This is a genomic window from Kitasatospora sp. NBC_01560 (assembly GCF_045208415.1).
GTDB lineage: Bacteria > Actinomycetota > Actinomycetes > Streptomycetales > Streptomycetaceae > Kitasatospora.
In genome coordinates this window covers 5,960,251-5,973,703 of the sequence record NZ_CP109364.1, presented here as the reverse complement: position 1 = coordinate 5,973,703, position 13,453 = coordinate 5,960,251, and the positions used below count along the sequence as shown (strand labels likewise).

General features: G+C 73.0%; 11 protein-coding genes. All 11 read right to left on the bottom strand.

Annotated features, from left to right (window positions below; genetic code table 11):
* Positions 1–20 precede the first annotated feature (20 nt).
* The 11 genes from OH807_RS26080 to thrC all read right to left on the bottom strand — a co-directional run bounded on the left by OH807_RS26080 (position 21) and on the right by thrC (position 13,447).
* Positions 21–1,415, bottom strand: coding sequence for an MraY family glycosyltransferase (locus OH807_RS26080; RefSeq protein ID WP_406203092.1), 1,395 nt, complete (start codon positions 1,413–1,415; stop codon positions 21–23).
* A gap of 160 nt (positions 1,416–1,575) precedes the next feature.
* Positions 1,576–2,856 carry a serine hydroxymethyltransferase gene (glyA, locus tag OH807_RS26075; RefSeq protein ID WP_406203090.1) on the bottom strand — a complete coding sequence of 427 codons (1,281 nt, stop codon included), beginning with the start codon at positions 2,854–2,856 and terminating at the stop codon, positions 1,576–1,578.
* Between the two features lie 208 nt (positions 2,857–3,064).
* Complete coding sequence (locus OH807_RS26070; protein WP_406211187.1) at positions 3,065–3,709, bottom strand: protein-tyrosine-phosphatase; 645 nt, start codon at positions 3,707–3,709, stop codon at positions 3,065–3,067.
* A gap of 29 nt (positions 3,710–3,738) precedes the next feature.
* Positions 3,739–4,386 carry an L-threonylcarbamoyladenylate synthase gene (locus tag OH807_RS26065; protein ID WP_406203088.1) on the bottom strand — a complete coding sequence of 216 codons (648 nt, stop codon included), beginning with the start codon at positions 4,384–4,386 and terminating at the stop codon, positions 3,739–3,741.
* A 76-nt stretch (positions 4,387–4,462) separates the two neighbouring features.
* Positions 4,463–5,329, bottom strand: coding sequence for a peptide chain release factor N(5)-glutamine methyltransferase (gene prmC, locus OH807_RS26060; protein WP_406203086.1), 867 nt, complete (start codon positions 5,327–5,329; stop codon positions 4,463–4,465).
* 60 nt (positions 5,330–5,389) lie between these two features.
* The gene (gene prfA / locus OH807_RS26055) at positions 5,390–6,466 is read right to left on the bottom strand and encodes a peptide chain release factor 1 (RefSeq protein WP_406203084.1); all 1,077 of its coding nucleotides are present in this window, start codon (positions 6,464–6,466) and stop codon (positions 5,390–5,392) included.
* A 133-nt stretch (positions 6,467–6,599) separates the two neighbouring features.
* Positions 6,600–6,821: a 50S ribosomal protein L31 gene (rpmE, locus tag OH807_RS26050; protein ID WP_327680707.1), complete on the bottom strand. Its 222-nt coding sequence runs from the start codon at positions 6,819–6,821 to the stop codon at positions 6,600–6,602.
* A gap of 138 nt (positions 6,822–6,959) precedes the next feature.
* Entirely contained in the window at positions 6,960–8,093 is a 1,134-nt protein-coding gene (locus OH807_RS26045) for an LCP family protein (protein ID WP_406203082.1), read from the bottom strand.
* 148 nt (positions 8,094–8,241) lie between these two features.
* Positions 8,242–10,371 (bottom strand): transcription termination factor Rho, encoded by a 2,130-nt coding sequence (gene rho, locus OH807_RS26040; RefSeq protein WP_406203080.1) that lies wholly within the window; start codon positions 10,369–10,371, stop codon positions 8,242–8,244.
* A gap of 677 nt (positions 10,372–11,048) precedes the next feature.
* Positions 11,049–11,984, bottom strand: coding sequence for a homoserine kinase (thrB, locus tag OH807_RS26035; protein WP_406203078.1), 936 nt, complete (start codon positions 11,982–11,984; stop codon positions 11,049–11,051).
* A 368-nt stretch (positions 11,985–12,352) separates the two neighbouring features.
* Positions 12,353–13,447, bottom strand: a complete 1,095-nt coding sequence (gene thrC, locus OH807_RS26030; RefSeq protein ID WP_406203076.1) for a threonine synthase — start codon at positions 13,445–13,447, stop codon at positions 12,353–12,355.
* Positions 13,448–13,453 lie beyond the last annotated feature (6 nt).

Below are 13,453 nucleotides of genomic sequence, written 5' to 3'. Positions count from 1 at the left end.
TGAAGGACCTTGACGAGCCGTCAGTTCACCTGATGGCCACGTCCGCGGCCTTGACCGCGGCCGCCGGCGGCCGACGAACCCTTGGGCAGCTCACCGAGCAGTTCCTTGTCCTTGGCGGACAGCTCGGCCATCGGCGCCGAGGTCGGCGCGGCCACCGCGGCATCGCTCCCGGTCTCGTCCCCCACGGCCGGAGCGGCCGGGGCGGTGGTGACCACGGGTGCGACCGGGGCGGCGTTCCGGCCCGGGCCGCGGCGCCGGTAGCGCGGCGGGACGAAGGCCTGCACGGCGCGCGGGGCACGCGGACGGAACCGCGGGGTGAGCAGCACCACCAGGCCGACCAGGCAGAGCCCGGTCAGGGTCAGGATCACCGTGCGGCCGGTGTTGGTGACCGAGAAGGCGACCGTCCCGAAGGCGATCAGCGCGGCCCAGAAGTACATGATCAGCACGGCCCGGCTGTGCGAGTGGCCGACCTGCAGCAGGCGGTGGTGCAGGTGCCGCTTGTCGGCGGCGAACGGCGACTGGCCGGCCCAGGTCCGGCGGACCACGGCGAGCAGCAGGTCGGCGAGCGGCAGCGCGATGACGGTCAGCGGCAGCAGCAGCGGGATGTAGATCGGGACGAGGGCGTGCACGGTGGCGGTCTGCGAACCCGTGGTGCTGGTGATGAGGTCCGGATCGACCCGGCCGGTGATGGAGATCGCGGCGACGGCCAGCATCAGGCCGAGCATCATCGAGCCGGAGTCGCCCATGAAGATCCGGGCCGGGTGCAGGTTGTGCGCCAGGAAGCCCAGGCACATGCCGATCAGCAGCACGCTGAACAGCACGGCGGGGGCCGCGTCCATGATGTTGTAGCCGTACCAGAGCCGGTACGAGTAGAGGAAGAACGCCATCGCGGCGATGCAGACCATGCCGCCGGCCAGGCCGTCCAGGCCGTCGATGAAGTTCACCGCGTTGACCATGACGACGACCATGGTGACCGAGATGACCATGCCCTGGGTCGGGCTCACCGCGACCGCGCCGACACCGGGCACCGGCAGGGTGATCACGGTGACCCCCTGCCAGACCATCACACCGGCGGCGATCATCTGGCCGCCCAGCTTGACCAGCGCGTCCACGCCCCACTTGTCGTCGAGCACCCCGAGCAGCCACATGATCCCGGCGCCGGACAGCAGCGCGCGGATGTCGGTGCCCTGGGAGAAGACCTTGGACAGGTTGTCCAGCTGGGAGGCGACCAGGATGCCCGCGCAGAGACCGCCGAACATGGCGATGCCGCCGAGCCGCGGCGTGGGCTCGCGGTGCACGTCACGGGCGCGCACCGGCGGCATCGCGCCGGCAGCGATCGCGAACTTCCGGACCGGGCCGGTCAACAGGTAGGTGACGGCCGCAGTGCAGAACAGCACCAGCAGATACTCACGCACCACTGGCCTCCTGCGTCACTGTCCGACGGGTCGGTACCGAAGGTACTCCCGTGCCTGTCCGGGGTTCGAGGTGCGTCGCCACGGCACACACCTTATTGACTCGGACGCCCAGGACACGCATCGCGGTTCGCCCTACCGGGTAGGAGGCCCGAATACCCGGCTACCGCCGGTCGGCGAAGGCCCGCGCGAGCTCCCGGACGCGCGCGCCGATCCGTACGTCCGCCCCCTCCGCGAGCAGGCGTCCGACCAGGCCGGCGATCTCGGCGAGCTCGGCCTCGCCCATGCCCTGCGACGTGACCGTCCCGGTGCCGAGCCGGATCCCGGAGGCCTCGGACGGCGGGGCCGGGTCGTACGGGAGTGCGCACTTGCCGAGCATCAGCCCCGCGACGGCGCAGCGCCGCTCGGCCTCGGCGCCGCTGACCCCGAGCGGGCCGACGTCCACCGTCACCAGGTGGGTGTCCGTCCCGCCCGTCAGCGGGCGCATCCCCGCCTCCGCGAGCCCCGCGGCCAGCACGCGCGCTCCCGCGACGGTTCGGTGGGCGTACGCGCGGTACTCGGGGGTGGCCGCCTCCGCGAACGCGACCGCCTTGCCGGCCACCTCGTTCATCGCCGCACCGCCCTGGCTGAACGGGAACACCGCCCGGTCGATCCGCTCGGCCAACTCCGCGGTGCTCAGCAGCAGACCGCCGCGCGGGCCGCGCAGCAGCTTGTGGGTGGCCGCCACGGTGACGTCCGCGTACGGCACCGGGGAGGGCGCCACACCGGCCGCCACCAGGCCCGTGGTCTGCGCGACGGAGGCGATCAGGTAGGCGTCCACCTCGTCGGCGATCTCCCGGAACGCGGCCCAGTCCGGGTGGCGGGGGTAGGAGATGGAACCGGCCACGACGGCCTTCGGACGGTGGCGGCGGGCCAGCTCGCGGACCTCGTCGAGGTCGATCCGGCCGTCCTCGCGGCGCACCCCGTAGCCGATGAAGTCGAACCAGCGGCCGGAGAAGTTGGCCCGGGAGCCGCAGCTGAGGTGGCCGCCGTGCTCCAGCGACATCGCGAGCACCGCGTCGCCCGGCCGCAGCAGCGCCGCGTACGTCGCCAGCATCGCCGAAGTGGCCGACCGGGGCTGGACGTTGGCGTGCGGGGCGACGAACAGCTCACGGGCCCGGTCGATCGCCAGCAGCTCGGCGGCGTCCGCCAGCGCGCAGCCGGTGTGGTGGCGCCGGCCGGGGTAGCCCTCGGCGTACTTGTCGATCAGCGGGCCGCCGAGGGCGGCGAGCACCGCCGGGCTGGTGAGGTTCTCCCCCGCCAGCAGCTGGATGCTCTCGCTGCGCCGCTCGGCCTCGGCGGCGAGCAGATCGGCCAGCTGCGGATCCGCCCGACGCAGCACCTCGGCCCCCCACCGGCCCCCCGTCGTCTCGGAGGAGCCGGTCGCGGCATCGGTGACGGTCATGGCGGGGCTCCCGGGGCGGCATCCTGGGCTGACCCCCGGCCGCGGTTCGGGCGCGGAGGGGTGGTCCCTCCAGCGTAGGTCCGCGGGGAGCGGCCGTCCTCCCGACGCGGGGCCGGTGCACCCGGCCGGGCGGTACCCCGTGGCGTTCGGGTGCGGCCGCGGTCAGGTCCGGCGTCGGGAGGGCCCGGTCCGGCGACCGGAGCCGCGATCAGACACGGCGTGCGGGTACGCCGGTGAGTGCGGTGACCACCGGGTCCACCGCGTGGAATATCTCCTCGCCGCAGTTGCGGAACATGCCGATCGGGGCGCCGTACGGGTCGTGCACCTCGTCCGACTCCGGGCTGGCGGCGAGCAGCCAGCCGCGCAGCGCGGCGGCGGCCCGGACGAGGGCGCGGGCGCGCTCGGTGACGTCCGCGCCGCGGCGCGGGTCGGGCAGGGTGCCCGGGTCTATCGTCCGGACCAGTCGGGTGAACTCCTTCAGGGTGAAGGTGCGCAGCCCGGCCTCGTGGCCCATCGAGATCACCTGGGCGCGGTGGTCCAGCGTGGCGGTGAGCACGAGGTCGGCCTCGACCACGTGCTCGTCCAGCAGCTCGCGGCCGGTGAAGCCGCCGCTGTCGGCGCCGTACTCGTCGAGCACGGTGGCGGCGTGGTCCTCCATCGGCGCGCCGACATGGCCCCAGGTGCCGGCGCTCTCCACCAGGATCCGGCCGGCCACCCGCGGGCTCAGCCGGGTGTCCAGCTCACGCCGGGTGAGCCGCTCCGCGATCGGCGAGCGGCAGATGTTGCCGGTGCAGACGAACAGGATCCGGAAGTGGTCCAGCGGCCTGGGGCCCACGCTCAGGTACGGCGATATGCCGGGCCCGGAATGGAGGGAGGCGGTCGTCAACTGCCGGCCTCCAGGTCGGGGACGACCTCCCTCAGCTGCTCGGCGCTGATCGCGCCGGCCCGCAGCAGGACCGGGACCTTGCCCGTCACATCGACGATGGAGGACGCGGTGGCGTGGTCGGCCTGCCCGCCGTCCAGGTAGACCGAGATGGCGTCGGCGAGCTGCTGCTCGGCCTCGTCGCAGGTGGACGGCGAGGGGCCGCCGGTCTTGTTGGCGCTGGAGACGGCGAGCGGGCCGGTGGTGTTCAGCAGCTCGATCGCGACCGGGTGCAGCGGCATCCGGACGGCGACGGTGCCGCGGGTCTCGCCGAGGTCCCAGCGCAGCGAGGGCTGGTGCTTGGCGACGAGGGTGAGCCCGCCGGGCCAGAACGCGTCGACCAGCTCCCAGGCCTGCTCGGAGAAGTCGGTGACCAGGCCGTGCAGGGTGGTCGGCGAGCCGACCAGGACCGGCGAGGGCATGTTTCGGCCACGGCCCTTGGCGGCCAGCAGCGCGGCGACCGCGTCCGGCGAGAAGGCGTCCGCACCGACCCCGTAGAGGGTGTCGGTGGGCAGCACGACGAGTTCGCCCCGGCGGATGGCCGAGGCGGCCTCGCGCAAGCCGGTGGCGCGGTCCCCGGCGTCGGCACAGTCGTAGCGGCGGCTCATCGGTGCGGTCCCCTTCCGAGATTGCTCATGACGAAGCACCGCGACGCCTCGCGCGCCGTGGTGCGGGTCCTGCTGGTCACAACGACACCCTTCGGGCGGTCGTGAAGCGCGGCCGGTTGTTCAGGTCGCGGTGGTCGGCGGTGTCGGTCCAGCCGCCTTCCTCGTTGAAGATCCACGGCACCTGGCCGCCCTGGGTGTCGGCGTGCTCGATCACCACGGCGCCGCCCGGGCGGAGCAGCCGGGCGGCCACCCGCTCGATGCCGCGGATGGTGTCGAGACCGTCCTCCCCGGAGAACAGCGACATCTGCGGGTCGTGGTCGCGGGCCTCCGGCGCGACGTACTCCCACTCGGTGAGCGGGATGTACGGCGGGTTGGAGATCACCAGGTCGAAGCGGCCGTCCCAGGAGCGGTCGTCGGCGAAGGCCCGGGTGGCGTCACCGGCGTGCAGGGTGACCCGGGCCCGGTCGGAGCTGGCCTCGATGTTGCGCCGGGTGTACCGCAGGGCGCCCTCGTCCAGCTCGAACGCGTGCACGGTGGAGCGCGGCAGCTCCTGGGCGAGGGCCAGCGCGATGGCGCCGGAGCCGGAGCAGAGGTCGACCACCAGGGGTTCGGCCACGTCCATGTCGCGGACGGCGTCTATGGCCCACTCGACGACCGACTCGGTCTCCGGGCGGGGCACGAACACCCCGGGGCCGACGGCCAGCTCCAGGTACCGGAAGAACGCCCGGCCGGTGATGTGCTGGAGCGGCTCGCGCGCCTCGCGGCGGGAGACGGCCTCCCAGTAGCGGGCGTCGAAGTCGGCGTCCTTCACCGTGTGCAGCTGGCTGCGCTTGACGTTGTGGACGTGTGCGGCGAGCTCCTCCGCGTCGAAGCGCGGCGACGGCACACCGGCCGCGGCCAACCGCTGGGTGGCTTGGGCCACCTCGGCGAGCAGCAGGTTCACGTACGACCTCTTGTTTCTGCGCTGCGGCTTCTCAGGGGCATCCGGGCCCGGGTGCCGGTCTCAGTTCTGCTGGGCCGAGGCGAGCTTGGCCGCCGCGTCCGCGTCGACGCAGGACTGGATCACCGCGTTCAGTTCGCCGTCCAGGACCTGGTCCAGGTTGTACGACTTGAAGCCCGTGCGGTGGTCCGAGATGCGGTTCTCGGGGTAGTTGTACGTGCGGATCCGCTCGGAGCGGTCCACCGTGCGGACCTGGCTGCGGCGCGCGTCCGAGGCCTCCCGCTCGGCCTCTTCCTGCGCGGCGGCCAGCAGCCGCGAACGCAGGATGCGCATCGCCTGCTCCTTGTTCTGCAGCTGGCTCTTCTCGTTCTGGCAGGAGGCCACGATACCGGTCGGCAGGTGGGTGATCCGGACCGCCGAGTCGGTCGTGTTGACGGACTGGCCGCCCGGGCCGGAAGACCGGTAGACGTCGATGCGCAGGTCGTTGGCGACGACCTCGACCTCGACCTCCTCGGCCTCGGGGGTGACCAGCACGCCCGCCGCCGAGGTGTGGATGCGGCCCTGCGACTCGGTGGCCGGCACGCGCTGGACGCGGTGCACGCCGCCCTCGTACTTGAGCCGGGCCCAGACGCCCTGCCCGGGCTCGGTGCCGCCCCTGGTCTTCACGGCCACGGAGACGTCCTTGTACCCGCCGAGGTCGGACTCGTTCGAGTCGATGATCTCGGTCTTCCAGCCGATCCGCTCGGCGAAGCGCAGGTACATCCGCAGGAGGTCCCCGGCGAACAGCGCGGACTCCTCGCCGCCCTCGCCCGCCTTGATCTCCAGGATGACGTCCTTCTCGTCATTCGGGTCGCGCGGCACGAGCAGCAGGCGCAGCTCCTCGGTCAGCACCTCGCGGCGGGCCTCGGAGTCCTTCACCTCGGCGATGAAGTCCGAGTCCTCGGCGGCGAGTTCACGGGCGGCCTCGATGTCCTCGCCGGCCTGCCGCCACTGCCGGTAGACCCGGGTGATCGGGGTCAGCTCGGCGTACCGCTTGGCCAGCTTGCGGGCGTTGGCCTGGTCGGCGTGGACGGACGGGTCGGCCAGCCTCGCTTCGAGGCCCGCGTGCTCGACGAGGAGCTCTTCGACTGCCTCGAACATGGGTGGCCTTCTTCCCGTGGGTAGCGGTGGTGGGGGTCGCGGGGCGCTCGGGCGCCGGGGGATGCGAACGGCGCCGGTCCCCAGCGCCCCCGGAACGAGTACGGGGGCGCCGGAAACCGGCGCCGAGGGAGCGCTAGGCCTTCGCGCTGTGCTGCTTGCCGAAGCGGGCCTCGAAGCGGGCCACGCGGCCGCCGGTGTCGAGGATCTTCTGCTTGCCGGTGTAGAACGGGTGGCACTGCGAGCAGACCTCGGCGCGAATGACGCCACTGGTCTCGGTCGAGCGGGTGGTGAACTCGGCGCCGCAGGTGCAGGTCACATTGGTGACCACGTACTCGGGGTGAACGTTGGGCTTCAAGGGGTTCTCCTAGTGTTCGGGAGGGCACCGGGTCGGCGACTGGAACGCCGCACGTGAACCGGGACCGACGGACCAGTCTGCCAGGACCGGCCGCTTCTTCCCAAACCGGGTGGCGTTCCGGGATATTCCGGGCCTCGCTCAGCGGCTGGTGGTGGCCTTCGCGGACGGCCTGGCGGTGCCGGCCGGTGCGGTCGCCGGGGCCTTCGCCGGGGCCGTGGGGGTGGCCTGGGCGGGGTTCTGCGGCTGCGCCGCCACGACGGCCTCCGGGAGCGCCCGGTCGGCCTTCAGGGCCGCCCAGAGCTGGTCGGCCTGCGGCTCCTGCGGGACGACCCGGTTGGGGTCGCCGGGGGCCGTCACGACCGGCAGGGTGACCATCGAGAGCTGGTCCGGGCCGATCCCCTTGAGTTCCTGGGCCAGTCCCACCAGTGAGTTCACCGAGGCCAGCGCCGAGTCGGTGGTGATCGAGCGGGTCAGCGTGTCGCCGACCGACCAGAGCTTGACCGGGTTGGTGAACAGCCCCGTGCCGCCGGCCTGGCCGAGCAGCGACTTCACCATCTGCTTCTGCAGCTCGATCCGGCCGAGGTCGCTGCCGTCGCCGACGCCGTGCCTGGTCCGGACGAAGGCCAGTGCCTGCTTGCCGTCCAGGTGGTGCACGCCGGCGGCGAGGTCGAGCCCGCTGTCCTGGTCGTGGATCGGCACCGTGGTGGTCACGGTGGCCCCGCCGAGCGCGTCCACGACCCGGGCGAAGCCCTCGAAGTCGATCTCGACGTAGTGGTCCATCCGCAGCCCGGTGAGCTGCTCGGTGGTCTTGACGGCGCAGGCGGCGCCGCCGGTCTCGTACGCGCTGTTGTACATCGCGCGCTTGGCCGCGGGCGTGGGCCTGCCGGTCGCGTCGGTGCACTCCGGCCGGGTGACCAGGGTGTCCCGGGGTATGGAGACCACCTCGGCCCGCGAGTGGTCCTGGTTGACGTGCACCACCATCGCGGTGTCCGAACGCGCGGTGTCACCGGTGTCGCCGCCGGCCAGGGTGCCGTTCTGCCCGGCGCGCGAGTCGGAGCCCAGCACCAGGATGTTGAACGAGCCGTCGGTGGCGGACGGCGGGCGGGCGGTGCCCAGCCGGGCGTCGATGTCGACGCTCTTGATGTTCCCGTTGAGCCGGTAGTAGGCGTAGCCGGCCGCGCCGGCCCCGAGGACGACGAGTGCGGCGAGCGTGCACGCGGCCAGGCGCAGGACCCTGCGGCGGCGGTTCGGAACCCTCTGGTGCTCGGCCATACGTTCCAGAGTAAATCGGACAACATGATCCAAAGGGCTCGAAATGTCCCAACTCCGGAACAAGCCCGGAACAGGCCCGGAACAAGCGCAGAACCCCGGTCCGCTCGCGCGAACCGGGGTTCTGTGCTGCCGAGTTGCCCCGGTACGGTCAGTCGCTGGACCCGGGGGTCGTCTTGGCGATCTGCATCAGGAACTCGGCGTTGGACTTCGTCTGCTTCATCTTGTCCAGCAGCAGCTCGATCGCCTGCTGCGAGTCGAGCGCGTGCAGCACCCGGCGGAGCTTCCAGACGATGGCCAGCTCCTCGCTGCCCAGCAGGATCTCCTCCTTGCGGGTGCTGGAGGCGTCGACGTCGACGGCCGGGAAGATGCGCTTGTCCGAGAGCTTCCGGTCGAGCTTGAGCTCCATGTTGCCGGTGCCCTTGAACTCCTCGAAGATCACCTCGTCCATCCGCGAGCCGGTCTCGACCAGCGCGGTGGCCAGGATGGTCAGCGAGCCGCCGTTCTCGATGTTGCGCGCGGCACCGAAGAACTTCTTCGGCGGGTACAGCGCGGTCGAGTCGACACCACCGGACAGGATGCGGCCGGAGGCCGGCGCCGCCAGGTTGTAGGCACGGCCCAGTCGGGTGATCGAGTCCAGCAGGATCACCACGTCGTGGCCCAGCTCCACCAGGCGCTTGGCGCGCTCGATGGCCAGCTCAGCGACGGTGGTGTGGTCCTCCGCCGGGCGGTCGAAGGTCGAGGAGATGACCTCACCCTTCACCGACCGCTGCATGTCGGTGACCTCTTCCGGACGCTCGTCGACCAGGACGACCATCAGGTGGCACTCGGGGTTGTTGTGGGTGATCGCGTTGGCGACCGCCTGCAGCACCATCGTCTTGCCGGTCTTCGGCGGCGCGACGATCAGACCGCGCTGGCCCTTGCCGATCGGCGACACGAGGTCGATGATCCGGGTGGTCAGCACGCCCGGGTCGGTCTCCAGGCGGAGCCGATCCTGCGGGTAGAGCGGGGTCAGCTTGTTGAACTCGGGGCGGCCGCGGCCGCTCTCCGGGTCCATGCCGTTGACCGAGTCCAGCCGCACCATGGCGTTGAACTTCTCGCGGCGCTCGCCGTCGCGCGGCTGGCGCACCGCACCGGTGATGGCGTCACCCTTGCGCAGGCCGTTCTTGCGGACCTGGGCGAGCGAGACGTAGACGTCGTTCTGGCCCGGCAGGTAGCCGGAGGTGCGCACGAACGCGTAGTTGTCGAGGATGTCGAGGATGCCCGCCACGGGGATCAGCACATCGTCGTCACCGACCTGCGGCTCCGGCGGGCCGACCTCGAAGCCCTCGCGGCGGCCACGGCCCCGGCGGTCGCGGTAGCGGCCGCGGCGGCCACGACGGCCGTCACCGAACTCGTCGTCCTCGTAGCCGCCCTGCTGGGCCTGCGGCTGCTGAGCCTGCTGGCCGCCCTGGCGGGGCTGCTGGGCGTCGCTCTGGCCGCCCTGCTGCTGGCCGCCCTGGCGGTCGGCACGCTCGGTGCGCTCGGTGCGCTCGGGGCGGTCGGTGCGGTCCCGGCGGTTGCGGCGGTCACGACGCGACTCGCGGGAGTCGCCGTCCTGGCCGGCCTGGGCCTCGCCGGCCTCCTGGCGGACCTCGCGCTCGCCGCCCTCGCGGCGGTCCCGGCGGTCCCGGCGGTCGCGGCGGGTCTCGGTGCGACCCTCCTCGCGGCCCTCGAAGGCGCGGGTCTCGGCCGTGCGGGCCTCGGCCTGCTTGGCCTCGGTGACGACCGCGGCGGGCGCCTCGGCGGCAGCGGCGGCGGCGTCGGCGGTCGGGGCGCCGGCGGCCGAGGTGGCCCGGCGGCGGGTGCGCTCGGCGCGGGCCGGCGCGGCGGTCTCGGCCGCGGCCTGGACCGGGATGTCGATCTGGGCCTGCGCCTCGGCGGCGGCGGCCTCGGCCTGCGCGGCCTTGGTGCGGCGGGCGGGCTTCTCGGCCGGCTCCGCGGCGTCCGCCTTGGCGGCGGCGCGCTTGGCGGCCGGGGCGGCCGGAGCGGCCCCGCCGGCGGCGAGCAGCGGGTCCCCGCCGCTCTTCTCCTTGATGGCCTCGATCAGCTGGCTCTTGCGCAGGCGTCCCGTGCCGCTGATCCCGAGCGTCGAGGCGAGCTTCTGCAGCTCGGCCAGGACGAGGCCGTCCAGGCCCGCGGCGGCGGTACGACGGCGCCGGGCCGGGGCCGCGGGGGCGGCGGCTGCGTCCGACGCCTCGGCGTCCGGGCGCGCGCCCATCAGATCGGTGGTGTCGCTCACTAAGGGTCCTTCCCTGGAGCGGACGTCGGCCTGTCTGGCTCGGCGACCGGTTGTGCTGTCCTGACCAACGCTCGACTGCGTCGGTCCGAGGCGGTGAACCCCCGAATGGCGGGTAGCCGGTCGGGAGTGGGCTGCGAGGTGCGGTGCTTGAAGCACGGTGGTGCTGGTGCCGGGTGGCGCGATGGGACGGCCACGTGCCGGCCCTCCCCCGGCCATCGGCCGGGACGTGCCGCCACCCCGGCCTCGGCCGGGCGGTTCCCCCACGCTGCCTGCGAATCCCGGACCCCGTCGCGTGACGGTGGCCCGCGCTCCGCCCGTCCTGGCCTCAAGGTGGGAGGCTTCGGGTGGGAGTCAGGTGCCGTCACGGCTTCGGGATGCGGCCGCAGGTCGCGCAGGCAGGCTGCGTACGCGCTGCGGTGGGCTCCCGGAGAATCGTCGCCCCGTGCATCGCCGGGACTCCGCTGGTGCGGAGTGCTGGGATGGGGACGCGGCGCACCGAGCCCCGGAGGGCACCTGGTGCAGCAATGAGGTTAACACTACCGACCCCCTCACACATTCCCCAGCCTTGCGCTTGCCAATCGTGTCCGGACGGCCCGGCTCCGGACCCTTCCGGTCCGGGCGCCGGACGCCCTGCCGTCCGACCGGGCGGTGCCCGGACACCCCGTCGGACGTGCCGTTCAGCCGTCGAGCGGGAGGACCGAGGCCCCGGTCCGGTCGAGCTCCAGCCGGTGCGCGGCGAACACCGGTCCGCCCCGGCCGTGGTCGTCGGCGAAGGCCAGCACCTTGTCGGCACCCGCCTCGTCGGTGAGCGCCAGCACGGTCGGGCCGGCGCCGGAGATCACCGCGGGGACGCCCTCCGCGCGCAACGCCCCCACCAGCGCGGCACTGTCCGGCATCGCGGAGGCCCGGTAGTCCTGGTGCAGGCGGTCCTCGGTGGCGGCGAGCAGCAGCTCGGGCCGCCGGGTCAGCGCCTCCACCAGCAGCGCGGCGCGGCCCGCGTTGACGGCGGCGTCGGCCAGCGGGACCGTCTTCGGCAGCAGGCCGCGGGCGGTCTCGGTGAGCACCTCGGTGGCCGGCACGAAGACCACCGGGACGACCTGCGCGGACGGCTCCAGGGTGACGGCCTTGGCCGACTCCTCGTCGGTCCAGGCCACCGTGAAGTTGCCGCGCAGGCAGGCCGCGACGTTGTCCGGGTGGCCCTCCAGCTCGGAGGCGAGGGCCAGCAGCGCGTCGTCGTCCAGCGCGGACGGGCCGCCGATGGTGACGGCGCGGGCGGCCACGATGCCGGCGCAGATCGCGGCGGACGAGGAGCCCAGGCCGCGGCCGTGCGGTATCCGGTTGGCGCAGACGACTTCGAGGCCGCGCGGCTGGCCGCCGAGGCGGTCGAAGGCGGCGCGCATCGAGCGGACCACCAGGTGGCGCTCGTCGCGGGCGAGTGTGCCGGCGCCCTCGCCGGCGATGTCGACGGACAGCCCGGAGTCGGCGACCCGGACGACCACGTCGTCGTACAGACCCAGCGCGAGTCCGAAGGCGTCGAAGCCGGGGCCGAGGTTGGCGCTGGTCGCGGGAACCCGGACCCGGACGGCGGCGGCACGGAACGCAGGACCGGCCATGCGGTGGACTCTCCTGGGGAAATCGGGCGGCGCGAAGCGCGTCGGTGCGAGGGTGCGGGTGCGGGGGTGGGAGGGGCGAAGGGCCGAGGGCCCCGGCCGGGGCGGGCGGTCACAGTCGTCGGCGCGGCCCGTGGACGGGCCGGACCCGGGGCGTGTGCCACACGGCCGTCCCCAGAGTATCGAAGAGAGGTTCCACAGTGGTACACCCCGTGGGCCTTCGATCTGGTGTGTTGCCGTTTCTGGCCGGAATGCGTGCCGGAATCGCCGTGGAATGCGCGGCCGAATTGACACAAAAGTGTCAGCCGGGAACGGCCGCGGGCCGACCCCCGAAAGGGTCGGCCCGCGCACCGGTCACGGGGTGACGGAGCTCAGTCGAGCAGGCCGAGGCGCTGAGCGGCGGTCTCCGCGTCGATCGGCACGATCTGCGGCTGCGGCGCGCCGGCCACCGCCCAGTCCGGGTCCTTGAGGCCGTTGCCGGTCACGGTGCAGACGATCCGCTGGCCCGGGTCGACCAGACCGGCCTCCGCCTTGGCCAGCAGACCGGCCACCGAGGCGGCCGAGGCGGGCTCCACGAAGACGCCCTCCTGCGCGGCCAACAGCCGGTAGGCGGAAAGGATCTGACGGTCGGTCACCTTGTCGATGAGACCGCCCGACTCGTCCCGCGCGGCCAGCGCGTAGTCCCAGGAGGCCGGGTTGCCGATCCGGATCGCGGTGGCGATGGTCTGCGGCTTGAGCACCGGCGCGCCGTCCACGATCGGGGCCGAGCCGGAGGCCTGGAAGCCCCACATCCGCGGGGTGCGGGTGGCCAGGCCGTCGGTGGCGTATTCGCGGTAACCCCGCCAGTACGCGGTGATGTTGCCCGCGTTGCCGACCGGGAGGACGTGGATGTCCGGCGCGTCGCCGAGCATGTCGACGATCTCGAAGGCCGCGGTCTTCTGGCCCTCGATCCGGACCGGGTTCACCGAGTTGACCAGCGCCACCGGGTACTTCTCGGACAGTTCACGCGCAAGGGTGAGGCAGTCGTCGAAGTTCCCGTCCACCTGAAGGATCTTCGCGCCGTGCACCAGCGCCTGGCCCATCTTGCCGAGCGCGATCTTGCCCTGCGGCACCAGCACCGCCGACACCATCCCGGCCCGCACCGCGTACGCGGCGGCGGAGGCCGAGGTGTTGCCGGTGGAGGCGCAGATGACGGCCTGGGCGCCGTCCTCCTTCGCCTTGGAGATGGCCATCGTCATCCCGCGGTCCTTGAAGGAACCGGTCGGGTTGGCGCCCTCGACCTTGAGGTAGACCTCGCAGCCGGTGCGCTCGGAGAGCACCTGGGCGGGAACGAGCGGCGTGCCGCCCTCCAGCAGGGTGACCACGGGAGTCGTGTCGCTGACCGGCAGGCGGTCGCGGTACTCCTCGATCAGGCCTCGCCACTGGTGGGTCTGCGCCGCCACTCGCCCGGCGATCACGTCGTTCATGGCTCT

Bases quoted from the DNA above. Each gene is read 5' to 3' on its own strand.
- glyA (WP_406203090.1), bottom strand. From the start codon at position 2,856: ATGACCGTCACCGATGCCGCGACCGGCTCCTCCGAGACGACGGGGGGC.
- OH807_RS26065 (WP_406203088.1), bottom strand. From the start codon at position 4,386: ATGAGCCGCCGCTACGACTGTGCCGACGCCGGGGACCGCGCCACCGGC.
- prfA (WP_406203084.1), bottom strand. From the start codon at position 6,466: ATGTTCGAGGCAGTCGAAGAGCTCCTCGTCGAGCACGCGGGCCTCGAA.
- OH807_RS26045 (WP_406203082.1), bottom strand. From the start codon at position 8,093: ATGGCCGAGCACCAGAGGGTTCCGAACCGCCGCCGCAGGGTCCTGCGC.
- thrB (WP_406203078.1), bottom strand. From the start codon at position 11,984: ATGGCCGGTCCTGCGTTCCGTGCCGCCGCCGTCCGGGTCCGGGTTCCC.
- thrC (WP_406203076.1), bottom strand. From the start codon at position 13,447: ATGAACGACGTGATCGCCGGGCGAGTGGCGGCGCAGACCCACCAGTGG.